The 26,232-nt window shown below is 54.3% G+C and carries 23 protein-coding genes; 17 read left to right on the top strand and 6 right to left on the bottom strand.

Annotated features, from left to right (window positions below; translation table 11 throughout):
* Positions 1-51: 51 nt before the first annotated feature.
* The 9 genes from EHO01S_RS12815 to EHO01S_RS12775 all read left to right on the top strand — a co-directional run bounded on the left by EHO01S_RS12815 (position 52) and on the right by EHO01S_RS12775 (position 8,451).
* Positions 52-849 (top strand): energy-coupling factor transporter transmembrane component T, encoded by a 798-nt coding sequence (locus tag EHO01S_RS12815; RefSeq protein WP_024524329.1) that lies wholly within the window; start codon positions 52-54, stop codon positions 847-849.
* Positions 846-1,730: an energy-coupling factor ABC transporter ATP-binding protein gene (locus EHO01S_RS12810; protein ID WP_051355220.1), complete on the top strand. Its 885-nt coding sequence runs from the start codon at positions 846-848 to the stop codon at positions 1,728-1,730. Before EHO01S_RS12815 ends, EHO01S_RS12810 begins: the two co-directional genes overlap by 4 nt.
* 2 nt (positions 1,731-1,732) lie before the next feature.
* Positions 1,733-2,545, top strand: a complete 813-nt coding sequence (locus tag EHO01S_RS12805) for an energy-coupling factor ABC transporter ATP-binding protein (protein ID WP_024524327.1) — start codon at positions 1,733-1,735, stop codon at positions 2,543-2,545.
* A gap of 48 nt (positions 2,546-2,593) precedes the next feature.
* Positions 2,594-3,232, top strand: a complete 639-nt coding sequence (locus EHO01S_RS12800; RefSeq protein ID WP_024524326.1) for a YczE/YyaS/YitT family protein — start codon at positions 2,594-2,596, stop codon at positions 3,230-3,232.
* Positions 3,233-3,368: 136 nt separating this feature from the next.
* A complete protein-coding gene (locus EHO01S_RS12795) occupies positions 3,369-5,480 on the top strand; it encodes a sialidase family protein (RefSeq protein ID WP_081702260.1) in 2,112 nt (703 codons plus the stop codon).
* Positions 5,481-5,795: 315 nt separating this feature from the next.
* The gene (gene pyrD / locus EHO01S_RS12790) at positions 5,796-6,806 is read left to right on the top strand and encodes a quinone-dependent dihydroorotate dehydrogenase (RefSeq protein ID WP_024524324.1); all 1,011 of its coding nucleotides are present in this window, start codon (positions 5,796-5,798) and stop codon (positions 6,804-6,806) included.
* Positions 6,807-6,979: 173 nt separating this feature from the next.
* Positions 6,980-7,534, top strand: a complete 555-nt coding sequence (locus EHO01S_RS12785) for a cell division protein ZapC (protein WP_024524323.1) — start codon at positions 6,980-6,982, stop codon at positions 7,532-7,534.
* A 192-nt stretch (positions 7,535-7,726) separates the two neighbouring features.
* Positions 7,727-8,104 carry a YMGG-like glycine zipper-containing protein gene (locus EHO01S_RS12780; RefSeq protein ID WP_024524322.1) on the top strand — a complete coding sequence of 126 codons (378 nt, stop codon included), beginning with the start codon at positions 7,727-7,729 and terminating at the stop codon, positions 8,102-8,104.
* A 17-nt stretch (positions 8,105-8,121) separates the two neighbouring features.
* On the top strand, positions 8,122-8,451 hold the full coding sequence (locus tag EHO01S_RS12775; protein ID WP_024524321.1) for a YmgD family protein: 330 nt from the start codon (positions 8,122-8,124) through the stop codon (positions 8,449-8,451).
* Positions 8,452-8,625: 174 nt separating this feature from the next.
* On the opposite strand, the gene EHO01S_RS17615 is transcribed toward EHO01S_RS12775, so the two are convergent.
* Entirely contained in the window at positions 8,626-9,384 is a 759-nt protein-coding gene (locus tag EHO01S_RS17615; protein ID WP_232238212.1) for a potassium channel family protein, read from the bottom strand.
* A gap of 309 nt (positions 9,385-9,693) precedes the next feature.
* Between EHO01S_RS17615 and rlmKL the strand changes: the two genes are divergently transcribed.
* The 6 genes from rlmKL (at position 9,694) to rmf (ending at position 17,715) form a co-directional block, all read left to right on the top strand.
* Positions 9,694-11,811: a bifunctional 23S rRNA (guanine(2069)-N(7))-methyltransferase RlmK/23S rRNA (guanine(2445)-N(2))-methyltransferase RlmL gene (gene rlmKL / locus EHO01S_RS12765; protein WP_024524320.1), complete on the top strand. Its 2,118-nt coding sequence runs from the start codon at positions 9,694-9,696 to the stop codon at positions 11,809-11,811.
* 3 nt (positions 11,812-11,814) lie between these two features.
* Positions 11,815-13,725: an ABC transporter ATP-binding protein gene (locus EHO01S_RS12760; RefSeq protein WP_024524319.1), complete on the top strand. Its 1,911-nt coding sequence runs from the start codon at positions 11,815-11,817 to the stop codon at positions 13,723-13,725.
* Positions 13,726-13,811: 86 nt separating this feature from the next.
* On the top strand, positions 13,812-15,071 hold the full coding sequence (gene pqiA / locus EHO01S_RS12755; RefSeq protein ID WP_024524318.1) for a membrane integrity-associated transporter subunit PqiA: 1,260 nt from the start codon (positions 13,812-13,814) through the stop codon (positions 15,069-15,071).
* Between the two features lie 3 nt (positions 15,072-15,074).
* Positions 15,075-16,712 carry an intermembrane transport protein PqiB gene (gene pqiB / locus EHO01S_RS12750; RefSeq protein ID WP_024524317.1) on the top strand — a complete coding sequence of 546 codons (1,638 nt, stop codon included), beginning with the start codon at positions 15,075-15,077 and terminating at the stop codon, positions 16,710-16,712.
* Positions 16,712-17,278, top strand: coding sequence for a membrane integrity-associated transporter subunit PqiC (gene pqiC, locus EHO01S_RS12745; protein ID WP_024524316.1), 567 nt, complete (start codon positions 16,712-16,714; stop codon positions 17,276-17,278). Before pqiB ends, pqiC begins: the two co-directional genes overlap by 1 nt.
* Before the next feature lie 263 nt (positions 17,279-17,541).
* Complete coding sequence (rmf, locus tag EHO01S_RS18400; protein WP_005292881.1) at positions 17,542-17,715, top strand: ribosome modulation factor; 174 nt, start codon at positions 17,542-17,544, stop codon at positions 17,713-17,715.
* Positions 17,716-17,847: 132 nt separating this feature from the next.
* Here the strand turns inward: rmf and fabA are convergent, their stop codons facing one another.
* Both fabA and EHO01S_RS12735 read right to left on the bottom strand, forming a co-directional pair.
* A complete protein-coding gene (fabA, locus tag EHO01S_RS12740) occupies positions 17,848-18,366 on the bottom strand; it encodes a bifunctional 3-hydroxydecanoyl-ACP dehydratase/trans-2-decenoyl-ACP isomerase (protein ID WP_024524315.1) in 519 nt (172 codons plus the stop codon).
* Positions 18,367-18,434: 68 nt separating this feature from the next.
* Entirely contained in the window at positions 18,435-20,183 is a 1,749-nt protein-coding gene (locus tag EHO01S_RS12735; protein WP_172462881.1) for an AAA family ATPase, read from the bottom strand.
* A gap of 203 nt (positions 20,184-20,386) precedes the next feature.
* Here EHO01S_RS12735 and matP point away from each other — a divergent pair, with 203 nt between their 5' ends.
* Positions 20,387-20,845, top strand: coding sequence for a macrodomain Ter protein MatP (gene matP / locus EHO01S_RS12730; RefSeq protein WP_024524313.1), 459 nt, complete (start codon positions 20,387-20,389; stop codon positions 20,843-20,845).
* Positions 20,846-21,301: 456 nt separating this feature from the next.
* Here matP and ompA read toward each other — a convergent pair whose 3' ends face one another.
* Together ompA and sulA are read right to left on the bottom strand one after the other, a co-directional pair.
* Positions 21,302-22,357 carry a porin OmpA gene (gene ompA, locus EHO01S_RS12725; protein ID WP_024524312.1) on the bottom strand — a complete coding sequence of 352 codons (1,056 nt, stop codon included), beginning with the start codon at positions 22,355-22,357 and terminating at the stop codon, positions 21,302-21,304.
* A 365-nt stretch (positions 22,358-22,722) separates the two neighbouring features.
* Complete coding sequence (gene sulA / locus EHO01S_RS12720) at positions 22,723-23,226, bottom strand: SOS-induced cell division inhibitor SulA (RefSeq protein WP_024524311.1); 504 nt, start codon at positions 23,224-23,226, stop codon at positions 22,723-22,725.
* Between the two features lie 221 nt (positions 23,227-23,447).
* On the opposite strand from sulA, the gene EHO01S_RS12715 reads away from it, so the two are divergent.
* Positions 23,448-24,071, top strand: coding sequence for a TfoX/Sxy family protein (locus tag EHO01S_RS12715; RefSeq protein ID WP_024524310.1), 624 nt, complete (start codon positions 23,448-23,450; stop codon positions 24,069-24,071).
* Positions 24,072-24,093: 22 nt separating this feature from the next.
* Here the strand turns inward: EHO01S_RS12715 and yccS are convergent, their stop codons facing one another.
* Entirely contained in the window at positions 24,094-26,232 is a 2,139-nt protein-coding gene (gene yccS, locus EHO01S_RS12710; RefSeq protein WP_024524309.1) for a YccS family putative transporter, read from the bottom strand.

Below are 26,232 nucleotides of genomic sequence, written 5' to 3'. Positions count from 1 at the left end.
AGGGGAATAGCTATCTCATCTAACGACCCGCTCTATACATAAGGGGATATAATGACTAACCAAGAATTTATTAACCGCTTTCGCCATACTTATGTCACGGGTAACTGGCTCATAGACTTGAACCCGCTGACCAAACTCCATATTGCTTTAGCATTAGGCTTAACCTCGATGGTGCTGCGTAACTGGCAGTTTGGCCTCGCTATCTGTTTAATCTATTACTTAATAGCTATTTACATAAAAAAATTTAGGATATTCAATAAACTATTAGTCTCGATCTTCGTCTTACTCGGTTTATTTACGGTATTTGCCCGGTTGATCACCAATCGCCATCAAGGTGAGGTAGTTTTATCTCTCTTCGGCTGGCATTGGACCGACCATGCCCTACAGAGTGGTTTTAACATGGCCTTCTTCATTGTCGGATTCTCCGGGGCTATCATCCTATTTTTTCTCTCTACACCAATGCAGCACTTAGCGATTGCCTGTGAGGAAAAGGGCATGTCGGCCGCAATCTCTTATGTGGTGTTGGTCTCCAGTAAGACAATCAGTGAGTTAGGCTCTCGAGCGACGACCATCCTCGACAGCCAGAGAGCGCGAGGGATCGAAACTGAGGATAATCTATGGCGCCGCATCAGTGCATTTTTTCCCATTATCAGTCCATTAGCCTTGAGCGCCATTGCCTATACGGAAGAGAAGACGATCGCGATGGATGCTCGCGCCTTCTCGAATAAAGCACCGCATACCCATTTGGTTACCTTAAAACCAATCTCACGCTACGAAAAATGGTTAGTACTGTTCTTCTATCTGCTGCTCGTCACAGCCATCGTTCTTAAAGTAAAGGGTGATCTATGAAAGAGAATACTCCATCTAAGATCATCACATTGAAAAATGTTTCATACCGTTATCCACTCACGAATAAGAAAGCATTATCCCATGTCAGCTATCAGTTTGAACAGGGAAAAGTCTATGGCATCATCGGTGAGAATAGTGGAGGGAAAACGACACTCTGCAATCTGTTGCGTGGCTTAATCCCGTTTTTTTATCATGGAGAACTGGAGGGAGAAGTACTGATCGATGGTCTCGACGTACGCCATTGGAATGAAACTGCTTTATCTATTCGTATTGGTTATGTCTTTCAAAATCCTTTCTCACAAATTAGTGGCATCAAAGAAACGGTATTCGAAGAGGTCGGTATTGGCCTGGAGAATCTAGGTATCGACAAGGCACTGATGATTGATAAAATCATCACAGTTTGTCAGCTGCTAAAAATTGACAGCTTGATTCAAAAGAATCCATTGACCCTGTCAGGCGGCCAATGTCAGCGCGTTGCCTTTGCTTCAATTATTGCTATGGACCCCGATATCATCATCATTGATGAACCCACATCGCAACTCGATCCGCAGGGAACCAAAGATATTTTTGAAATTATTAAATTGCTTAAAGCAAGAAAAAAAACCATCATTCTGGTTGAACATAAGGTTGATATGCTCGCCGAATACTGTGACAAAATACTGGTTATGCAGCAAGGTGAACTTTTATTACACGGTTCAACTCAGCAAGTATTAGCTGATCCGATATTGTTGCAATATGACGTACCGCTTCCTCAAGCTACACTCTTTAGCCACCGGATGCATACAGTCGGCCATCCTCTGCCATCTATAGCAATTACTAATCAACAGGCAGCGACATTACTTAGCTTATCCTACCCACACCTTCAACTATACCAGGAGTAACAATGTCGATCGTCTTTGACCATGTTTATTTTCAGTACCCCAATGGGTATATTTCTAACGAAGATCTCGATTTCACTATCGCACAGGATGAGTGTGTCGCGATTATTGGACAAAATGGCGCGGGGAAGAGTACCGCAGCAAAATTGATGAATCGTCTCTTACTACCGACGCAAGGAGATGTACTGATCGATGGTATCAATACACGAGAAAAAACAACTGCGCAGATCGCTAAATATGTAGGCTATGTCTTCCAAAATCCCGATGACCAAATCTTTAACAAAACGGTAAATGATGAAGTACAGTATATCCTCAAGAAACGGCAACTTCCCGCCGAGGAGATCCAACGACGAACTGAAATAGCATTGCAACTCACGGGGTTGAGCTCACTCAAAAGGAAAAATCCCTTCGATCTTCCATTGCCAGTTCGTAAATTTTTAACTATTGCCAGCGTGATCGCCAGCTCACCTCATTATATGATACTAGATGAGCCCACCGCTGGCTTGGATAGCCGTGGTATCGCATTGTTAGAAAGCATGATCGCCCAACTGCATCACAACGGCATGGGTATTATCACTATTACCCATAACATGGAGTTTGTCGCACATAACTTCCAACGAGTCGTGGTGATGGCCAATAAACGTATATGTTTTGATGGGTTACCACAAATACTCTTTAGTAACAATCAACTGATCGCGCAATCTGGCATTAAAAAACCAGATATCACCTTGATCGCTGAAATGGCTGGGATAAAACATAAAATATTATCTATTGACGATCTGGTCAATTATCTCACCTCTTCACCCAGCGAATTATAGTCCAGGAATGATTGTTTTGTTATTGCTTCTCGTGCCAGGGAGGACGACATGTTTACAGAATCCTCACGTTCACTCAGCAGGCGCATTGGCGTATCACTGCTAGGTCTTATGTTATGTGGCGTAGGGATAGCTTTATTTTTACATACTGGTATGGGGGTTGACCCAGCCAGCGTGTTAGAACTGGGAATTAGTCATACTGTGAATGTCTCCTACGGAACCGCCGCCGCCTTACTCAATATCTTTATCCTTAGCCTAGTGTTTATTATCGATCGCCGCTATATCCATCTATCTTCGTTTATCGCTATCTTTGCCATTGGTTATACTGCCGATGGGGTGAATTTTCTCATATCCATCTTGTCTCAGGGTGAATCAACTCTGTGGGAAAAACTCCTGATGCTACTGCTTGGTCTACTTATTATGTCAGTAGGCATTGCCACCTATATTATAGCCGATCTCGGCGTGGGTGCGATCGATCTGGTTGCAGAAATCATAAGCGATAAGATGCACCTGAGTTACCGACTTGTACGCATCACCAGCGACGCCAGTTTCGTAATCATTGGCTACCTACTGGGAGGAACGGTTGGTATCGGCACACTCATCGCCGTCTCTCTCACCGGTCCTACAGTACATGGGGTCCGCCCTTACCTCAAACGTCTGATCGAACCAATGCTATACAACAGCAGATGAGAGCCTATCGGCCAGCGAGATAACCGATCTACGGTTTTTCCCTCACCTCCTGCGGACATACTATTAAACATTCTGCTAGCGAGAAATCTATTTTTAATGTGAGGCTCACAGTTAAATAGATAAGAGGCATCATAGTATGGATACTCGACACGCCATATTGGCGGCGGGGTGCGTCTTGACGCTCTCGCCACTGGCGCAGGCCTTGACCATCAGGGAAGCCGGTGAGGCGGATGGCTGGCACGCGCCGCAGTTGATCTTCGCTCAGCACGATTATACGGCAGACAATGCCTGGCGTATTCCGGCGATCACTGTCACTCAGGGCGGCGCGATTATTGCCGTCAGCGATGCGCGCGCCAATGGCACGGGCGATATAGGACGCAATACGGATGTGCACTTTGGCTACCGTATCTCCTATGACCAGGGCGATACCTGGAGCGCTATTGGTGAGGTGGTACCAAATATTTCCGGAAAAAATCAGATTTCCGATCCGGCGATTGTTTATAACCCCGATAGTGGGCGAACGTTCTTGGTTGGATTTTACAACGATCGCTTTATTACGCAAAAGCCGTTGAGTGAGCAGTCTGATTTTTTTCTGTTCACTTCCGATGATGGTGGCAAGCATTGGGACGATGGTGTCAGCCTGTATAATCTGGTCCCGCCGGGGTATAAATATATCTTACAAGGACCGGGTAGTGGTATGTACTACAATGGGACGATTTATATTGGCGTCCAGGCTTGGCATAATAGCCAAGACGCTAAACTTGGCGGGGCAACATCGACCTCCGGCTATATTTATTCTGCGGACAACGGCAATACGTGGCGGGCGGCGTGGTTGCGTCCGAGTGATAAAATTACTGGAGCGCCCGGTAGCGATGGTTTACCTGATATCAGTTCGGAGAGCAGTGTTTTCTATCATGATGGTGATATCCATTTAGCCGTGAAGGCAGAAACGAGCCGAGCCCCAACCGGACGGATGGTGTATCGTACCCAAGATCATGGCCAAAGCTGGCAACCCGTCCAGGAAGATTTTCTCCCCGCGAATATTGCACGTACCGAATCGAGCTCGCTGGCGCTCGATGATCAGGTGTATTTGGTCGGCTATACCGTGCAGACGCCCCGCGCGGGGCGTGATGGTATCTATATTACCAGTAATCGTGGGCGAACCATTCAGGTCTATGATGCGCCGACCAATGGTTATACTTCGATGACACAGGATGAGGATAATCTGTATATCCTGTTTGAGGGGCAGGGAGACATCTTGTTGCAACGTTATGATCTTGCCGCACGCGATTATGCCAATTTAAACGCGACAATTTTAAACCGTAGCGATGATCTGCGCTATGTTCAGGAGAAGTTACGGAGTCCAAGATCCTATTTCAAGGGGGGCTATGGCTCGGACGATAGTGCCGGGGCGGAGTTGCTCTATGCCGGTGAGAGGATGAAGTTGGGGGTATTTTACGCGCGTCAGCGTGAAAACGGTAAGCATGTCGCTGGCACCGTGCAATATACCTCGGAGGATGTCACTCTGGCCTTGGCGAAAGACGCGCTCTTCTTGCCTAGCGATGCTATCTTTATCGGTTATCAGTCCAGCGATATACGCTATATCAATCGGGCTACGAATGATGTCGACTCGGCGTTACTGGGTTATTCCTATCAGCATGAGCTTGGGCCTTTCAGCTATAACCTGAGTGTAAATGGGATCTATAGTTATAATCGATTCACCCGCAATCAGCGGCAGGGCTTGGGGCGCACGGCGAAATTTAAGTCATACAGCGCGGCGTTGCAAAATGCATTATCGATGGAGCTGGCGTTGCCTTATGCGATTTCCGCTAATGTCGAATCTGGGCTGAATACCACCTTTTTCAAGCATGCGAGTTTCAGCGAGCAAGGGGGAAATGGGTGGAATAACGCGACATTGAGTGCAACGGAGAATTGGTCGCATCAGCTATTTATCACGGGCAAACTGAGCAAGCCGCTGACTTTGCTTCAGGAACAAGATCTAACTTTAAGCGCGAGAGCCTCCTATCAGTATGAATTAATGAATACGGATTCGTGGGCGGAGACGTCGACGGTGCTCGATGTGCAACGTCGCATGGCAGCGCCGTTACGCAAATACCAAGCCGGATTGACGACGGGATATCTGGAGGCGGCCTTACAGATTAATCCACAGGCCAGTGTCGTCGCGAGCGGAGCGCTCGATAGCGCAGGCGATAAGGCGATCAGCGGCGTGCTTAGCTATTATTTCTAAGCATATCGCCTGTGTCACGCTGAGGCGGGTGGGTGCAGCGCAAAGAGGCATTCGCCCAGCTCTCGGTCCGCGCCTGGGCGGTGTTTCCCCGGCGCGGATGCCTCGCTGCCGCGCCGCGTAATATCATGGGGAATTATTTGTGAAAACATGACGATCTGGCTAATGGCTGAGGCGCTGATGCGCCGCTGGCTAAGCGTATCCGGCGGGAGGTGAAACGTTTGCTTTTGTCGGCCTATTTTGTCTTTAATCAATTCCAATTCGTCGCGACTTACCTGATAATAGCGCCCCGTTTGGCAACGGGAATCAGGAGATCTCATGTTCTACCCTTTTATCAGGAAGGCACTTTTTCAACTCGATCCGGAACGCGCGCACGAGTTTACCTTTAAGCAACTGCATCGGATCAGCGGTACGCCGCTCCTCGGTCTGGTACGTCAGTCTGTGCCGAGTAAACCGGTCAGTTGCATGGGATTGTCCTTCAAGAATCCGCTCGGGCTGGCAGCAGGGTTGGACAAGGATGGCGAATGCATCGATGCCTTGGGCGCCATGGGATTTGGCTCGATCGAAGTGGGTACCGTCACGCCGCGTCCGCAACCGGGTAATGATAAGCCGCGTCTGTTCCGCATCGTCGAGGCGGAGGGTTTGATTAACCGCATGGGCTTTAACAACCTCGGCGTCGATAATTTGATCGAGAACGTTAAAAAGTCTCATTTCGGCGGCGTGCTGGGCATCAATATCGGCAAGAATAAAGATACGCCGGTAGAGCAAGGTAAGGATGATTATCTGACCTGCATGGATAAGGTCTATTCCTATGCCGGTTATATCGCCGTTAATATCTCTTCTCCGAATACGCCGGGGCTGCGTACCTTACAATATGGCGAAGCCTTGGATGATTTGCTTGGCGCGATTAAAAATAAGCAGGCGGAATTACAGCAGAAGCATGCTAAGTATGTTCCGCTGGCGGTAAAAATCGCGCCTGATCTCACGCATGAGGAGCTGGTACAGGTCGCCGATAGCCTGGTGCGTCATGGCATCGATGGGGTGATCGCCACCAATACCACGCTGGATCGTTCGCTGGTCGCCGGGCTGAATCATTGCGCCCAGAGTGGCGGTTTGAGCGGACGGCCCTTGCAGTTAAAGAGCACCGAAATTATTCGTCTGCTCTCTGCCGAATTACAGGGGCGTTTGCCGATTATCGGTGTCGGTGGTATCGATTCGGTGATCGCCGCGCGAGAAAAAATGCAGGCTGGCGCTTCGTTGGTGCAGATTTATTCCGGGTTTATCTTTAAAGGTCCGGGTCTCGTGAAAGAGATTGTTAACTACATCTAACTCTTGCTCCCTCTCTATTTAGCCCGGGACTTTATTTCTGTCGCGGGCTAGTCTATATTCCAAACAATCTGCTGTTTATTTATGCGGGTGGTGAGTCGACGGTTGCCGGTAACGTGACATCGTTTGTGAGGATGGTTATGTTGCCAGGGAGTTTATGGCGAGGGGAGTATGAGATGAAGATAAAGCCCGGAGATCGCTGGCGTTGGTTCTTTGATCCACAGCACGATCGTCTGATGCTGGATTTGGCGAACGGTATGGTTTTTCGCTCTCGCTTTCCTGCCAAGATGCTAACGCCGGATGCATTCGATGCCAGTACCTTTTGCATCGATGATGCGGCCAGTTATTATCATTTTTCCGAGCGTTGTCAGGGGTGTGACCTCGATGCGTCACAGCATGCCGAACTGGTGCTAAATGCCCTGGTGGCGCAACGCTTTCTCAAACCGCTGATGCCGAAGAGTTGGCACTTCGCTTGCCAGGCCGGACGTTATGTGCCGTCACTGGGCGAACTGGTTGCCGTCCAATTGCACGATGAGGCGGGCTGGGGACGACTGCTGGTGGTCGAACCGGGCGAGCACGCTAGTTTGTGCCTGGTGGCGCAACCACAACTGGTGCTGGCTGGTAAGGCATGTCTATTAGGCGAGGCGATCAAGGTGATGCATGATCGACTATTGCCGTTGTCTACGGTCCCCCTGGCGGCCTCACACGATGCATTGGCTTACGCCGGTTAAACCGCGCTCCTCTTCGCGCGCTTCACCTTTCTGCATGGGCGATTTCCTTTAGGTAATAATCCTAAATTCCCGTGATTAGATGCAAAATTGTACTTTATTTAGACGAATATCTGGTATCCAACCCCAAGGCTAGGATTGTTCATGCTATCATGCGCTCCATAGTAAACGTCACGATCATCAAGGGAGGTTGATATGTTTGACGCGTCAGGGAAATTCCCGTCAGCGTTAAGGAAAACGCTGATTGCAGTGACTACGGTGTCATTGCTGACTTTTTCAACGGCTTCATTAGCAGGCCCGAGCCGCACTACCAAAGGTGCGCTGCTGGGGGCGACCGCCGGTTTGTTGTCCGGTAACGGTGTTAGCGGTGTGCTTAAGGGGGCCGCGCTGGGTGCCGGCGTCGGCGCCATCAGCGAAAAAGGTCATAAAGGTAAGAAGGCCCGTAAAGGGGCAACCGTTGGGGCGACCGTCGGTGCCGTAGCGGGCGTATTGTCCGGTAACGGAATTGAGGGTGCCATCAAAGGAGCCGTCGTCGGCGGTGCCGGTGGCGCGATCATCGGTCGGATCCAATAAAACAGAAGGAATTGCATGTGAAAAAGGTATTGTTGTTAGTTTCTGCTCTGGCTGCGGCTCCGACCGTATGGGCGCAATCTTACGATATTAAATCCGGTCTGCCGGCTGAAGTGTACATGACCTGCGCCGACGCCGGTGAATTGGCGAAGACCGACAGCGCCGGGGTTGCTGAGGTCGTTGCAATCATGGGTAACGCCAGTGTCGAGAGTCGCGGGCTGAAGATCGCTAAGACGGCCGGTACCGATAAGGCCGTTATCGACAAGCTGAATCAGGTGTGTGCCGCCGATCCCCAGATGCTGCTGATCACGGCGATCGATGACACCATGCGCGCTATTGCGCAGAAATAAGTTTAACTGAGCCGCGATGGTGCGGTGGTTATTCTATTCTGGCGTCAGTTGATCGACATGACGGCCAAAGCAAAAAGCCAGCGTGCATACGCTGGCTTTTTGCTGTCATGCGTAATCCTTCCCGCCGAGGGTGGCGGGCGCGCAGTTCACGCGCACGCCGGAGCGCTGGGGGAGTTACTTGTGCCCTGTTCCGGGGCTTTTGGGCTGCGAGGGATCGCTTGCGTCGGTGCGTTCTTCCGCTTCCTCTTTTGCCGTTTGACCACATAACGGCGCCAGTTTGGGAAAGTCGCTCACGATACGGGCGATGAAGACCAGTGAGTAAATATATCCCAATAGCACCACCAGAATGGTTGCGTTACGTGCCGGCCAGGTAACGGCCACAATATCGCCATAGCCGACGGTCAGAATGCTGATGAAGGAGTAATAGAACAGGTCATTAAACATCTGCTGCTGATCCCCGCCGATGCCCTTAAACGAACCGGGATGTAAAACCTCAATGCTCGAAAAGATAAATAGGCCGATATAGCCGATTAACAGAAAACCACTGAGGGCGGCCAGCAAGACTTCGAGATCGACACGGGTGGCGAGAATGACCTTACGTACCACGGCGATGGTGACCAGGGTGAAGAAATACAGGTATAACAATTTTCCCAGTACGACGAAGGGAACCGAGTGGGAGAAGAAGATAAAAATAACAATGTTGACGATAATCGGCAGTGTGACGAACTTACGATAACGGCGTAATACGACGTTAAAGCCGGCGATCCCCTGTAGCGTCAGGCAGATTAACGACTTGATTTGTAGATCGCCGATGTTGGGGATCAGATTGATGAAAAATACCCCGATCAACGAGGCAAACAACCAGCCGAATTGATGCTGCTCGGCTTTGACTCTTAAGGAAATATGGTGACGTTGAGGACGCGTCCCGTGCATGATAATCCACCTTGCCAGGAGTCTGAAGAGGAGGCGTAACGCCCCAGTGCGACCGACTATTTAAGCATAACCCCGGCCGGGGCGGTTAACAAAAATTGCCGACGGCGCCGCCTTCCATGCTGATTTAAGGGGAAAATATGTAAAAAAATGATCTGGGGATGGCATGGCGGCGGGGAAAAGTGGACAATGTCGGGTTTATTCTCACCGTTATCATTTCGGCGCTCAGCCTCCTTGGTAGGACCTAGCTAGGCGGGCGGCGATAGCGGTGAGGAATATCATCCATAATTGACTGATAGCGATAGTGAAAACATGAAATCTCTTTTTGCCAGCACCGCGCGCGGTCTCGAAGAACTACTGAAAAATGAATTGGAAGGGCTCGGTGCGCATGACTGCCAGATTGTCCAGGGTGGTGTGCATTTCAGGGGAGATGGGCGTTTGCTCTATCAAAGTCTGATGTGGAGCCGCCTCGCCTCACGCATCATGCTACCGCTGGGTGAGTTCAACGTTTACAGCGACTTGGATCTTTACCTGGGCGTGCAGGCGATCGATTGGACGACGCTATTCGGTGTCGATAAGACCTTTGCGGTGCATTTTAGCGGCACCAATGACACGATCCGCAATAGCCAGTATGGCGCCCTGAAAGTGAAAGATGCCATTGTCGATCGTTTCACCCGTAGCCTCGACGCGCGTCCCAGCGTGGCTAAGCAAGACCCCGATATTCGTATCAATGTTAATTTGCAGCGTGAGCGCGCTGTGGTGTCGCTGGATCTCAGCGGCGATGGGTTGCACCAACGCGGCTACCGTGATGGGACTGGCCTAGCGCCGCTGAAGGAGACGTTGGCGGCGGCCGTGGTGCTGCGCTCCGGCTGGCAGCCGGGCACGCCGCTGCTCGATCCGATGTGCGGCTCCGGTACCCTGGTTATCGAGGCGGCGATGATGGCCGCTGATCGAGCACCGGGACTGCAACGCATCCGTTGGGGCTTTAGCGCCTGGCTCGGCCACGATGCCGAATTATGGCAAGCGGTATGTGTTGAAGCACAGCGGCGCGCACGCCTGGGGGTGGCGCAAACCAGCTCGCGCTTTTTCGCTTACGATCTCGATCGTCGGGTATTGGAGATGGCGCGCGCTAACGCCCGCCGCGCCGGTGTCGCGGCACTGATTACCTTCAACGTGGGTGATGTGGCGCAGCTGCATAATCCATTGCCGCAGGGGCCGCTGGGCACGGTATTGAGCAACCCGCCTTACGGTGAGCGCCTGGAAAGTGAGCCGGCACTGATCGCCTTGCATAATACTCTGGGGCGCATCATGAAGCGCGAGTTTGCCGGTTGGCAACTGTCGCTATTCAGCGCTTCGCCAGCACTGTTGAGTTGCTTGCAGCTACGTGCCGAACGCCAGTTCAAGGCCAAGAACGGCCCACTGGAGTGTGTGCAGAAGAACTACCGTCTCAGCGCGACGCCGCAAGGCGAGGTGGGCGAGATCGCCCAAGATTACGCTAACCGTCTGCGTAAGAATTTGAAAAAATTCGATAAATGGGCTCACCAGCAAGGGCTGGAGTGCTACCGGGTCTACGACGCCGATCTGCCGGAGTATAATGTGGCCGTCGATCGCTACGCCGACAAAGTCGTGATCCAAGAGTATGCGCCGCCGAAGAGCGTGGATGCGCAGAAAGCGCGTCAGCGCCTGTTCGATGTGGTCAATGTGACCCAGTCCGTGATGGGGATCAGTGGAAATAACCTGATCCTGAAGACCCGTGAACGGCAAAAAGGGAAGAGCCAGTACGAGAAGTTGGCGCAGAAAGGGGAGTTCATGGAGGTGCGCGAGTATGGCGCTCACTTCTGGGTTAACCTGACCGATTACCTGGATAGCGGGCTGTTTATCGACCACCGGATCGCTCGTCGTATGTTGGGCGAGATGAGCCGCGGTAAAGACTTCCTGAACCTGTTTGCCTATACCGGCAGTGCCAGCGTCTATGCCGGTCTGGGAGGCGCGCGCTCGACCACCACCGTGGATATGTCCCGCACCTATCTGGAGTGGGCGGAGCGCAACCTGCGCCTCAATGGCTTGACCGGGCGCCAGCACCGCCTGGTCCAGGCGGATTGTCTGGCGTACCTGCGCCACTGCGAAGATCGTTTCGATCTGATCTTCATCGATCCGCCGACCTTCTCCAACTCGAAGCGTATGGAGAGGACCTTCGATGTGCAGCGCGATCATCTGGATCTGATGGCGGATCTGGCGCGCATCCTGCGCCCGGGTGGCACCATCATGTTCTCGAACAACAAACGTGGCTTTAAAATGGATCAAGCGGGGATGGCTCGCCTGGGGTTACAGGCGCAGGAGATTACCGAACGTACCTTGTCTGCCGACTTTGCCCGTAACCGTCAGATCCACAATTGCTGGCTCATCACCCATGTCAGCGAGGAAAAATAAGCGATGTCTTTGATCAGTCTTTCTGGCGCTTGGCTCGCCTTTAGCGATGCGCCGCTGTTGGATAATGCCGAGTTACATATTGAGCCGAACGAGCGCGTCTGCTTGGTTGGGCGTAATGGGGCAGGGAAATCGACCCTGTTGAAGATCCTCGGGCGCGAACTGGCGTTGGACGATGGCCGGGTGGTGTATGCCCAAGATCTGGTGGTCTCACGTCTGCAACAGGATCCGCCTCGGGATGTCGCCGGTTCGGTCTTCGATTTTGTCGCGGATGGCGTGGCCGAGCAGGCCCAACAGTTACGCGATTACCATGAATTGCTGCGTAAGGTTGAGGGGGATCCCAGTGAACAGCACCTACGCCAACTGGCCGACTTGCAAGAGCGTCTGGAGCACCAAGGGATCTGGCGCATGGACACCCGTATTCGAGATGTCCTAACCAAACTTGGGTTAGCAGCCGATGCCGCGCTGTCGTCGCTCTCCGGCGGTTGGCTGCGTAAGGCGGCGCTGGCGCGCGCCCTGGTGTGTGAGCCGGATGTGTTGCTGCTGGATGAGCCGACTAACCATCTGGATATCGATACCATCAGCTGGTTGGAGGGATTCCTTAAGGAGTTCAGCGGCAGCATTATCTTCATTTCCCATGACCGTGCCTTTATCCGTGCCATGGCGACGCGTATCGTCGATCTCGATCGGGGTAAATTGGTCTCTTGGCCGGGCGATTATGACGCTTATCTGGTCGGTAAAGAGGAGGCGCTGCGAGTCGAAGAGCTCCAGAATGCCGAGTTCGATCGCCGTCTGGCGCAGGAAGAGGCATGGATCCGCCAAGGGATTAAGGCACGTCGTACCCGCAATGAGGGCCGTGTACGCGCCTTGAAATCGATGCGTCAGGAACATGCCCAACGTCGTGCGCAACAGGGGAATGCCCGGATGCAGGCCGAAGAGGCGCTGCGCTCCGGTAAGATCGTCTTTGAACTGGAGGCGGTTAGCTATCGTTGCGGCGAGCGGACCCTGGTGCGCGACTTCTCGGCCCAGGTGCAGCGCGGCGATAAAATCGCCCTGGTGGGGGCCAATGGTTGCGGTAAGACTACCTTGCTGAAGCTGATGCTCGGCCAACTCACGCCCGATAGCGGCCGGGTGCGCTGCGGCACCAAGCTGGAAATCGCCTACTTTGACCAGCATCGCGCCGAACTGGATCCCGATAAGACGGTGATGGATAACTTGGCCGAAGGCAAACAAGAGGTGATGGTGAATGGGCGTTCTCGCCATGTGCTTGGCTATCTGCAAGACTTCTTGTTCCATCCAAAGCGGGCGATGACCCCGGTGCGGGCGCTTTCGGGAGGGGAGCGTAACCGCCTATTGTTGGCGAGATTGTTCCTAAAACCGAGTAATTTATTGGTGCTCGATGAACCCACCAACGATTTGGACATCGAAACCTTAGAGCTGCTGGAGGAGCTGGTCGCCAACTATCAGGGAACGGTGCTGCTGGTTAGCCATGATCGTCAGTTCGTCGATAACTGTGTGACCGACTGTTGGATCTTCGAAGGCGATGGGGTGATCGGTCACTACGCCGGAGGATATGCCGACGCGCATCAACAGCAGGCCGCCTCGCAGGCGTTGCGTCAGCCCGTTACCGCGCTGAGTACACCGCCGCAGAAGGACGAGAGCAAAGTGGAGCGGCGCCGTAGCAACACTAAGCTGAGCTACAATCAGTTGAGGGAGCTGGAACAGTTGCCACAGCGTATCGAGGCTTTGGAAGCGCAGTTGGACGCATTGCAGCAACAAGTCGCCGATCCGGCCTTCTTTAGCTTGCCACATGGCGAGACACAGCCGGTCTTGCAGGCGTTAGCCGAGAGCGAGCACGCGTTGGAAGAGGCTTATGCTCGTTGGGAATCCCTTGAAACGCAAAAAAATGCCAACTGATTGAGGCTATAGTCACAGGGATTATCATCAGCCTGATGGCCGCGCGGCGCGCGGTATGTCAGGCTTTTTTATCACTGGATAACGATATGTGCAATACACAGGATCCGGCCGACGCTCACATGCTTTGCCCACAGTGCGACATGTTGGTTGCGCTGCCGCGTCTGGCGTGGGGAATGAAAAGCGTCTGTCCGCGTTGTGGCACCACGCTGGCGATGCGTTGGCGTCATCCGCATCTTCAGCCGACGTTGTATGCGCTTAGCGCCTTGTTTCTATTACTGGTGGCGAATCTGTTTTCGTTCGTCACCATGTCGGTCGCCGGACTCAGCAATGCCATCACACTGCTCCAGATCCCTGGCATGCTGATGGACGAAGATTATGCCAGCATTGCGACGCTGTTTATGATCTTTGTCCAACTGATCCCGGCCTTCTGTATGGTGGTGATCATTCTGCTGTGTCTACGCGTACCTCTGCCGCATGCCCTACGGGTGGGGTTGGCACGTATCCTGTTGCAGTGTCGCGCCTGGTGTATGGTCGAGATCTTCCTCGCCGGAGTGCTGGTCAGTTTCGTGAAGCTGATGGCCTACGGCGATGTGGGGGTGGGGAGTAGCTTCTGGGCTTATTGCCTGTTTTGTCTGTTGCAGGTACGTGCCTTTCAGATGATCGATCGCCGCCTGTTGTGGGACGATATTGCGGCGCAGCCTGCCTGTGCCGTGCCCTATCACAGCGGTGAGAGCGGGCTACGCCAGGGAGTCCGCTCCTGCGCTTGCTGCACCGCCATTCTGCCGCAGAGCCAACAACAGTGTCCGCGTTGTCTGACGACGGGCTATGCTCGGCGTCGCAACAGCTTGCAATGGACGTTGGCCTTGTTGGCGACGGCGCTGATGCTGTATATCCCCGCGAACGTATTGCCGATCATGGTCACGCAGGCGTTGGGCAGTAAGCTGACGTCGACCATCATGGCCGGGGTGATCCTGCTGTGGGGGGAAGGCTCTTATCCGGTGGCGATGGTGATCTTCATCGCCAGTATTATGGTACCGTCGTTGAAGATCTTGGCCATCGCCTGGTTGTGCTGGTCGACCCGCCGCGGTGTGCGCCGGGACAGTGAACGCATGCATACTATCTATGAGATTGTCGAGTTCGTCGGTCGGTGGTCGATGATCGACGTATTTGTCATCGCCGTGCTCTCTTCATTGGTGAGTATGGGGCAATTGATGAGTATTTACCCCGATGTCGGGGCGATTCTGTTTGCCGCTGTGGTCATTCTCACGATGATCGCGGCCATGGTGTTTGATCCCCGCCTGCTTTGGGATCGAGAGAGCGAATTGACTACAGGGGAGCAGGAATAAGCGATGGTAGCGAAAAATACAACGGCGCAAATTGAGCGTATCAAGCGCTGGTCGCCGGTCTGGATCATCCCGATACTGACGGCACTGATCGGTGCCTGGATCATTTTTTACCATTTTAGCCACCAGGGGCCAGAGGTGACGCTGATCACCCAGAATGCCGAGGGGATCGTCGCGGGAAAGACGGCGATTAAGAGCCGTAGTGTGGATGTCGGTACGGTGCAAAGCGTCACCCTCAGCGATAACCTGGATCAGGTGGTGGTCAAGGCCCGCCTACAGAGTGGTATGGAGAAGCTGCTGCGCAAGGACAGCACTTTCTGGGTGGTGAAGCCGCAGATCGGTCGCGAGGGGATCTCGGGATTGGGGACGCTGCTGTCTGGGGCCTATATTGAGCTTCAGCCGGGATCGTCGGATAGCGAGCAGCGCGATTTCAAGCTGCTCGATCAGCCGCCGTTGGCGCCGCCGGATGCCAAAGGCATCCGTATTATGTTGGTCAGCGACAAGGCCGGGCAGCTCAATCCAGGCGATCCGGTGCTGTTCCGTGGCTTACGCGTCGGTTCGGTAGAGACCAGTGGTTTCGATACCAAGGCGCGCAAGATCACCTATCAGCTGTTTATCGCGGCGCCTTACGACACCCTGGTGACGGAGAATGTGCGTTTCTGGGTAGACAGCGGTATCTCTTTCGATGTGTCGGCGCAGGGGATGCGTGTCCAAATGGGCTCCCTGACGACGCTGCTGAGCGGTGGTGTGAGCTTCGATGTGCCGCAGGGATTGGCGCCGGGAAAAGAAGTGGCCAACCTGAGCGACTACGTGTTGTATGATAACCAGAACAGCATTCAGGATTCGCTCTATACCGAACACTTCGACATGTTGATGTTCTTCGCTGATTCGATCCGTGGCTTGCAGGTCGGGGCGCCGGTCGAGTTCCGTGGTATCCGCTTGGGGACGGTCGCCCAGGTGCCGTTCTTCGTCAAGGGGCTGAATCAACGTCTCGATGCCGATTACCGTATTCCGGTACTGGTACACATTGAGCCTGAGCGTATCGATACTAATATGGGGCCGGATTTCGACCTGCGTCAACACCTGCTAGCCATCCGCCATGGGGGGCTGCGCGCGGCGTTGAAGTCGAGCAATCTGTTGACCGGGGCGCTCTATATCGATCTGGACTTCTACCCCAACGCCAAACGTTGGAAGGGGCCGGAGGCGATCGATGGCATCCCATTGATGCCCACCATCAGTGGTGGATTGGCACAGTTGCAACAGAAAGTGACGGCGGTGCTGGATAAGCTGAATGCCTTGCCGTTGGCGCCGATGGTTAAGACTGCCACGGCGACGTTGAAGACCAGCCAAGAAACCATGCGTAAGACGCAAGAGACGCTGGATGCGTTGAATGGGATCCTGTCCAACAAGGCGACGCAGTCGCTGCCGGCGGATCTGCGCCAGTCGCTGATCGAGCTCAATCGTACCATCAAGGGCATCCAGCCGGGGTCGCCGGCCTATAACCAGATGGTCGGTGATCTCCAGCATCTGGATCAGGTATTGCGCGAGTTGCAACCCGTGCTGCGCACCCTGAATGAGAAAAGCAACGCGCTGGTGTTTGAGGCACCGGCGGGGAAAGATCCACATCCCAAGGGAGCCAAATGATGAAGAGAGGGATGATCCTGCTGGTGGCACTGGTGCTGAGCGCCTGTAGCGCTACCGGCTCGAAGCAATACTATCAACTGCCGGCAGAGCCGGCGGTAAGCCCTAGCGTGACACAAACGGCGGCACAGACGCAGCAACTGTGGGTGCAACCGGTGAATGTGGCCGATTTGCTCGGGGGCATGGGGATCGTCTACCAACAGAGCGATGTGCAGTTCGTCACCGCCAGCAACAACCTGTGGGCTAGCCCACTAAGCCAGCAGTTGACGCAATCGCTGGTTGCGGGGTTAGGCGCCGCCATGCCGGGTTGGCTGGTTTCCAGCCAACCGTTGGGGATGAGCCAAGATAGCCTGACGGTGAATATTAGCGCTTTCTATGGTCGTTACGATGGTAAGGTCGTCGTCGCCGGGGAATGGCTCTTGACCCATCAGGGCGTACTGACACAGCGTGCCTTCCACATCGTGTTGCCGCAACAGGGGGACGGCTACGATGCGTTGGTGCGCACCCTGGGACAAGCTTGGCAACAGCAGATCGCCACCCTGGCGGGGCAGATAGCCCGCGCGGGGTAAAGCGTTACAGCGTGTAAATCGTCCCTTATAAGCCGCTCGTCACCGTGATACGGTGCCGAGCGTTTTTTTTATGTCCCTCAGCCGATTAGCGCGTAGTCGTGAGGGAGTACGCGTACGGCTGCCCCGTCGGGTGTGGCGAAGTGTGACGGCTGGGTAACTTTTCATCATTGACCGAACGGCTAAAAGTAGCTATTGGTTAAGGGTGGCGGCGGCTGCCGACCACTGTTTTCTTTCCACCAGTGTAATCATGAGGGAAAAAAGGCATGAAGAGACAGAAACGCGATCGTCTGGAAAGGGCACAGGCTCGAGGTTATCAAGCGGGCATTGCAGGACGTTCCAAGGAGATTTGTCCCTATCACTCTCTGGACGCTCGTTCCTACTGGCTGGGAGGCTGGCGGCAGGCCATGGAAGACAGGTCTCTGATAGCGGTAGCCTAGCGCGACCGCGATGATGCGATGAGAAGAACCCCCATTCGCTGGGGGTTTTTGTGTGGTAACGCGGTGCAGCAGTAATAAAAAACGCAGCGTCGCTGCGTTTTTCGCTGAGCTTGAGCTTATCGCGTGATGCGCTTAGAAGGCGCTGGTGTCTTTGAACAGACCAACTTTGAGGTCGCTGGCGGTATAGATCAGCTTACCGTCGACGAACACCTCGCCATCCGCCAGACCCATGATCAGTTTGCGGTTGATAACGCGCTTGAAGTGGATACGGTAGGTGACCTTTTTCGCCGTCGGCAGTACTTGGCCGGTGAACTTGACTTCACCAACGCCCAACGCGCGACCTTTACCTTCGCCACCCAGCCAACCGAGATAGAAGCCGACCAATTGCCACATGGCATCCAGACCGAGGCAGCCCGGCATAACCGGATCGCCGACGAAATGACAGGCAAAGAACCACAGATCCGGCGTGATATCCAGTTCTGCTTCCACGTAACCCTTGTTGTGGTTACCGCCATCTTCCGTCATCTTGATGACGCGATCCATCATCAGCATATTGCCTGATGGCAGCGGCGGTCCGCCTGCGCCGAACAGCTCACCACGACCCGATGCTTCCAGATCCGCCTTTGTGTAGGACTCGCGTTTATCTACCATAATTCTCGTCAGCCTTTATTCAATGAAGCGTCCATCTTAGCTAACAGGTGTACGCTGAACAAGTCCGATCAGCCACGACCGAACCAGTTTAACCAGCGCAGCGGCCAAGGCAACTGGCGTCGATCTAACAAGGGGTTGGCGGCGGCGATACGCGCCTGGATGGCACCCAGCAGACTGGGGCCATTCTCGCTGAGATAGGCAACGCCAGTCAGTAACGGCAGCGCATCTTCGGCGTTTTCGACCGCCCAGAGATGGAATGTCCCCGCCTTAACGGCCTCGATCACCTCATCGTTAAGGCAGAGGTGACGGACATTGGTTGCGGGGATGATCACCCCTTGCTTCCCGGTGAGACCACGGCGTTGGCAGGCCTCGAAGAAGCCTTCAATCTTTTCGTTGACGCCGCCGATGGGTTGGACATGGCCGAATTGATCGACAGAGCCTGTCACGGCGATCTGTTGGTCGATCGGCACCATGGCCAGGGCGCTGATCAGGGCGCACAACTCGGCCAGGGAGGCGCTGTCACCATCGACCTCGCCGTAGGATTGTTCGAAGACCAGCGAGGCGGAGAAGGGCAGTTGTTGATCCAGTTCCAACTCGGCGATCAGGAAGGCCTGCATGATCATCATCCCTTTGGCATGCAGGTTGCCGCCCAGCTCGGCCTTGCGCTCCACATCCGTGAACTCGCCATCCCCCTGGTAGACCACGCAGCTGATACGTGACGGTTCACCGAATAATTGCGGATGGCCGGGGTATTCTAAGACGGACAGGCCATTAATCTGGCCGATGGCGGCGCCTTCGGTCTCGATCAGTAACTGCCCGACCTCGATCTCATCATGCATGCGCTCGGCCAGATAGCTCTCCCGCCAGCGCCGTGTGGTCTGCGCCTGGCGTAGTGCCTCGGCATCGATATGCGGATCGGCATACAACGCGGCCTCGCGCAGTAGGCGTCCCAGCATGACGGGGTTGAGGGGCAACAGGTTCTGATCGCCGCTTGCGCGTACGGCGCTGCGCACCAACAGCGGCCAGGCATCCGGCTCGATGGGCGGGAGTTGGTGTTCGGCGGCCAGGGTCGTGACCAGCGCACACCACCGCCGCATGTCCTCTTCATCCGTCAAGGGCATGTCGACTTCGAACTCGCCATATAAGGCGCTGGCGCACAGCTCCGGCTCCAGCTCTTGCAAGTCGGCCAGTCCCTCACGGTCGCTGACCAGCAGAACCTTTAACTGTAACGGCATCGCGGGGATGGTTTGCGGCAAGGGGCGACTTTCGTCGGGTGCGAGCCATTGGAAACGTCCGCTGGTGACGAACTGTTTGAGGCGCATCCACAGTAGCGGTTGTGTCAATAGAGTGCGTAGCGACAGGATCAGCACGCCGCCATTGACCTGATGCACCAGACCCGGCTGCAACTGGATTCCGCTCTTACTCTGGCGTACGGTGCCAAACAGCTGTTCGCCCTCGCACCACTCGGTGCTGAGCACCCGCTGGCTGGCGGCCAGGTTGTCGCTCGGTCGCTCTGCCGGGGCGACGCTAATTTGGTCGGGCGTGATATCATAACGGCTGCCATAGAGTCCGCCACGTGGCAGTAACGCCTCGACGGCGTGTTGCAGGCGTGTGAGGTGCTCGCTATCACAGTCGGCCTTGACCAGCATGAAGGGACTGGGGGCATGGGCATGGCAGAAGTGCGCCAGGCTATTCTCCAGACGGGGCTGATACTCGGCAAAGCTAATGGCCGACAGCGCGGCAGCACTGCTGAACACAGAAGTATAAGGAGTTGTATCGGGCAGCAGCGATTGCCACTCTAGTCGGTAGTTGCTCAACGTCGTCAAATCATCGTCAGTCAGAAAAGGACAATTATACAAGAATCCGCCTGACTGCCTAGGAAACTCCGTCTACTGAGCGGAGGGATTGTGGCCTTTGTCGCCGATAGGTTAAATTTTGTCCCTTTTGCTGATTTTCACACGGCAAGCGCGAGAAAAATTGTTATCCTTAGTCATAAGTTACCGTGTCACGAGCAAACGATATGAAATATCAACAGCTTGAAAATCTAGAGTGCGGCTGGAAGTGGAAATACCTGGTGAAGAAGCACCGTGAGGGTGAGTCGATCACCCGCTATCAGGAGTTGAGTCAGGCCCAGCAGGCGGTGGAGCAGTTGTTACGTCTGGAGCATGAGCCGGTAAAAGTGCTGGCATGGATCCGCGAGCATATGGCACCGACCTTGGCCAATCGGATGAAACAGACCATCCGGGCCCGCCGCAAGCGTCACTTTAACGCGGAGAATCAGTACACACGCAAGAAATCCATCGATCTGGAGTTTCTGGTTTGGCAACGCTTGGCCGCGTTGGCGCAGCGGCGTGGGAGTACGCTTTCCGATACTATCGTACAGCTGATCGAGGATGCGGAGCGTAAGGAGCAGTACGCCAATCAGATGAGCTCATTGAAGCAGGACTTACAGGCATTCTTACGCGGCGTACAGGAGTAATGGTGTGAGGCGTGTATGGCTGATTACCCGCCAGTCGTGAAATAGTGGCGTAAGCCAACGTGATGGCATTATTTTACTCCCAGCAGGCATTATTTTATCGGTAATGAATTGTTTTATTATCTTACCGATATCCCTGGCGGATCGTGGAACGTGTTATTTTGTACATATATTCCCAAAAAGAAGAAATAACGTTTATCTCCATACAAAAAAAGAATAACCGGCGATAGTTCCCTCGCCTTGATTATTGTCCAAGCCTGGCATTATCACCTGTGCTAAATAAGCGGAGCCTGGTGGAAGGCGCTTGGAGTAAGAAAATGTGCGGTGGGGCGTGTAAATATCGCATGTGTCAGCTGGGCCCTGTTCGATCTCTGTCATTGCGCGTGCTGCCTGCTGGCCGTGGCTATAGCGGCATAAAAAAACCCCGCAGAGCGGGGTTTTTTGCCAAGGTCAGCGCGATTAAGCCTGCGGCTGAGTCACTTCGTCTTTGACGCCTTTCACTTCGATAACAACACGACGATCCGGGGCCAGGCAGTTGATCAGCGCGGCACGCGGTTTCACGTTGTCGCAGGTAGCACCGGTAACCGGATCGGCTTTACCCATACCACGGGCAGTGATCTTGTCGGCCGGAATGCCTTTGGAAACCAGGTAATCAACCACGGTCTGAGCACGCTGCTTAGACAGTTTCAGGTTGTACTGGTCGGAACCGATGCGGTCGGTGTAACCCAGAACGACGACAGAGCCGTCTTTCGGATCCATGCTGCTCAGCTGGGTGTACAGCTGATCCAGCGCCTGACGGCCTTCGGCTTTCAGGGTGTATTTGTTGAAGTTGAACAGAACGTCAGACTTCAGGGTGAAACGCTTGGTTTCAACGATCGGAGCCGGAGCCGGAGCCGGGATCGGAGCCGGAGCGACGACGTCATCCTGACCGAAGCGGTATACTACGCCCAGGCTCAGCATGGTGTTGTCCGGACGTGCGCCGGTTTCGCTGCGGGTGCCAACCTTGTTGACGTATTGATAGTCCAGACGGGTCGCCCAGTCTTTGTTCAGCGCGTACTCAACGCCGATAGCGGCCAACGGAGAAACGCCGGTGTCGTGGCTTGAAGTATAGTCGCCGCCATCTGCTGCGCCGTGGATATCAGAACGCCATACCATGCCGCCCAGACGGGTGTATACATCCAGGTTATCCATCAGCGGGTAGCTCAGTTTAGCGGCCAACTGTACGCCCTGTGACTTGAATTTGGCGTTCACGTCACCGGTATAGCCCATGCGGCCCAGCCAGTCGTAGCCCATTTCGAAGCCCAGGTACGGATTAGCCTGGTAGCCGAAGAAGGCACCGGCACCCAGCTGATTCGGATGAGACTTCGTTGAGTCCATACCGTCAAAGCTGTTACCGATATAGTGAGACCAGCCCAACTTACCACCGACGTACCAGGTATCGTCTTTCGGAGCTGCCTGAGCTACGGTCGCGAAACCTGCCAGTGCCACTGCTAATGCGATCGCTGTTTTTTTCATTTTGCGCCTCGTTATCATCCAAAATAGGCAATGAGCCATGTATAACATTAGCTCTTAGTTTAAACCCCTTTATCCGGCTGCCACTCAGTTTTATTACGCTGTTAGCCAGGTAATAATTATAGATATTTCACACAGCCGTCGTGATAACAAGTCTACAACGAGATTAAAAACTTACAAGTACGATGTGATTAGGGTCACCAAAAAAGTTTTGCTAATGGCTCTTTTGGTCAACGGTTGCTGTTTTTTTGCTCGCCACAAAAGGGCGATACCTTGTGTACTTTTCCCGCTTGGCGCGGTTTTTCTAATTACGCAAAAAAGGATTTCCCTATTTGCACGGCCTAGGCTGGGAATTATCCTAAAGACGCTTAATGGAATTGCTCGGCACGCCGCGTTAAGGCGAGCGGTGTATGCCCCTTGGCGCTCGTTTTTCCCCCCCAAGGCTGCATCAGCAGACCGATGCTGTTGCCTACCTTCGCCGCTTGATTGAGACGCAAGCGTTCGGCGGCGGTCAATGGTGGCAGCCAGCCGAGCACTACACTGTAGTTGCCGCTACGCAGAGCCTGTTCCATGGCGTGGATCGCTTCCCCGGCCTCGGCGCGCTGCAATTGCATCACCTTGTTCACCGGCACGCCGCAAGCAGCGAGCCACTGCTTATTGGGCTTGTGTTGCGCGGTGATCCACAGTTGCCAGCGCGATTGCTCTCCCAACTGACGCAGCAATGGCGGCAACAGCAGTGATAACAGGGGGTGCTGATCGCCATATCCCAATTCACTCACAAAGCCGCTTTGCGGCACCAGCGCGGTGGGCGCATAGGCGGGACGGCTGAACAGGACGCGGTCAGAGGCAGGAGGCAACGAGGAGGTACGCATAATCGTGTTCTCTATCTGTATACTGTATGCCTATACAGTAATTCTAGCCTGGACGAAGATCAACCTCTTTTTTTGAATGTGCCTCGCATTTATCGGATGTAAAGCCAAGTGTGTCCCGTTTGTGTATTGGGCGTGAATGCGGAATTAGTTATGTTGCTAACGTTTTCCCGTGGCGACCTGATTATAGGTCATTAATTATGATGATTATTAAGGAGCTACGCATGAATGGATTGCCTGATGAAAAGCGTAGAGTCGCAGCGTCGCTGTTTGCGGCATTAGGGCAGGTTTCGCAACGCTCTCAGTTCGGTGGGCTCGGTGTTTGGTGCGATGGGGTGATGTTTGCTTTGATCGCCGAGAATGAGCTCTATCTGCGCGGTCGGGAGGCATTGGGGCGTGACTATGCGGCGTGCGGCATGCGCGCCTTCATCTACACCAAGCGCGGTTTTCCTGTACATCTGCATTATTATCGGGTGGAGGCGGCGATGTGGCAGCAGCCCAGCCAGCTTGCCGATCTACTCCAGCGCTCATTGCAGCAGGCGCGCAGCGATCAGGCTGCGCGTCTGGCGGCGATGATGCGTCTGCATACGCGCCCCAATATCTCTATCAATATGGAAAGGCGCTTGTACCGTATCGGTATTTACTCCCTGGAGGATCTGGCACGCGTTGGCGCGATCCAGGCCTTTAGCCAACTGAAAGAGGCTAATCATCAGGTCGACGATCGTGTGCTATTCGACTTGGCGGCAGCGGTGCAGGGGTGCCATAGCGCCGTGTTGCCGCGACCAGTCAGCGAGGCGTTACGCCAGTGGTTACTGGGTAACGCGCATCGTTGGCGTTATAAGAAGTAATGTCGTGCTGGTTTGCATTGTCTCATGCCAGTGACTTTTTCAGTCGGGTCAGTTCCGGTAGCAGCGCCAGCATTAAGCTGATCTGTTGGCGTACCAACTGCCCGCTACTATCGCCGGGGGCATCGGCCGCCTGTAAGCGCTGGCGTAGCTGGTCGAGCGCCTGGTGCACACGGGCGGCGAATGCCTCATCTGGACAGTTCAAGGCGTCGTCCATATAGCAAACCGCATCATCGAGTAGCGCCAGCGTGACCGGATCATCCAGGCGCTGGCGGTGGGCACCGAGAGCGGAAATGTAGCTCAACAGGGTATGGTTGAGCCCCAGCAAGTGGAAGGCAGCCTCTTGTGACTGGGCGGTGTGGCGCGGCTCCAGTGACATATTGGAGACCACGGCCGCCAGTTCGGCATCGCAATTGTGGGCATCGCGCCGCGCGATACGGTAATCCAGAGCATTGGACTTGCCTTGGTGATATTGCACCAGGATCGCGTCCAGATAACGGCAGTCGGCATTGAGCGTACGGCTGATCACCGCCGGGAGTTGGCGGAAGTGCCAATCCGGCCAGATGAAGGTCACCGCCGCCCAGGCGATGGCGCAGCCCAGCAGCGTGTCGAACACCCGTGGCCAAGCGACTTCGAATCCCTCGCCCAGCAGATTGAAACAGAGCAATACGAGCAGCGTAATAAACATGGTGGCGTGGGCATACTGCACATTGCGAAAGGCGAAAAACAGCACACCGCTGATCACGATCAGCAGCAGTTGTCCTTCCAATGAGGGCACCAGGTAAAGCACAGGCAACCCCAGCAGAATACCGGCCAAGGTTCCGACGATACGCAGCCAGAGTCGGCGTTTAGTGGCATGGTAGTTCGGCTGGCAGACAAATAGGCTGGTCAGCATGATCCAGTAGCCATGCTGCATGCCGGAGAATTGGATGAAAGCATAGCCCGCGACCAATACTGTGGCCATGCGAACTGCGTGGCGGAATAGCGGCGATTGTGGCGTCAGGTGGCGGCGGATACGCAACACCATATCATGCCAGCCGGTGATGCGATCTTCGGCAAGGGTACTCTCTTCCGCCTGTGTCTCCGCCAGCGTCTGCTCCGACTCGATATTTGCCAATTGAGCATCGATGGCACGCAGGTTAATCAGCAGATTAAACAGTGACTTGACCAAGATATGCTGGCGACCATGTTGGGCGGCGAGGCGTTCCAGGGTTGACTCGAGATGGCTGAATACGCGTTCGAAGCGCGCATCGTGCTGGTAATGTTGTACCAGGATGATGCTTTGGGCGAGTTGTGCGCAAGCGTGAGCCTGGAGCATCAACAGGCGTTGGAAACGGAACAGCACGTCGCTGTAACGGAACATTTCACACAACTGCTGGTATTGGAAGTGCGAGGAGCTAGCGCGCTCGTGGATATCTTGCGCCACGAAGTAATAGTGCATCATACGCCGCGTGCTGCGTTGGCCACGATCGCCACGTAGACGGGTGAGCAACGTGAGTTTAGTCTGGTTGAGCGTGCTGACCAGGGCACTATTGGCCATGGCGACATCGATCAGCGGTTGATCCATCTGTTCTTGATCCGGATCGAACAGATTGGATTTGGCATCCAGGTAGGCGGCCAACTGATTATAACTGCGGGCGATCCCCTCTTGTACTGGTCGAATGGGAAACAACAGATGGGCGATCAGCGTCAACACGTTGTACCACACGGCGCCCAACAGCAGCAGCAGCGGTTGCTGATACCAGAGGTGGTACATCGAGGTGCCCAACATGGTATAGATGGCGATCAGCAAGGCGCCGAAGGCAATGGTGGCGTAGCGTTGCCCCAGCGCGCCGAGCAGGATAAAACCGACTGTCGACAGCATTAACCCGGCGGCGAACAGCCAAGGATAGGGGAACAGCAGCTCGATGGAGGCCGAGGCGATGAAAAAGCAGACCAGGGTGATCACCAGATTTCGCAGGCGACCGACCAGACGATCGTCGATATCTGTCAGCGCAGCCGCGACCACGCCCAGCGTCAGGGGAATGGTTAGGCGCGGTTGATGCAGCAGCCAGGGGCCCCCGGCTGCGCCGGCCAGAGCGATGAAGATACGCAGGTTATACAGCAGCGTGCTGTTATAGGCATAGCGGCGTAGGCGGGGGGCGAAAGTGACAAACACAGACAT

Source organism: Edwardsiella hoshinae NBRC 105699 = ATCC 33379, from assembly GCF_000474215.1.
In the GTDB taxonomy this organism is placed as follows: Bacteria; Pseudomonadota; Gammaproteobacteria; order Enterobacterales; family Enterobacteriaceae; genus Edwardsiella; species Edwardsiella hoshinae.
The sequence above is the reverse complement of the archived record's forward strand: the minus strand, read 5'-3'. Positions and strand labels throughout refer to the sequence as shown.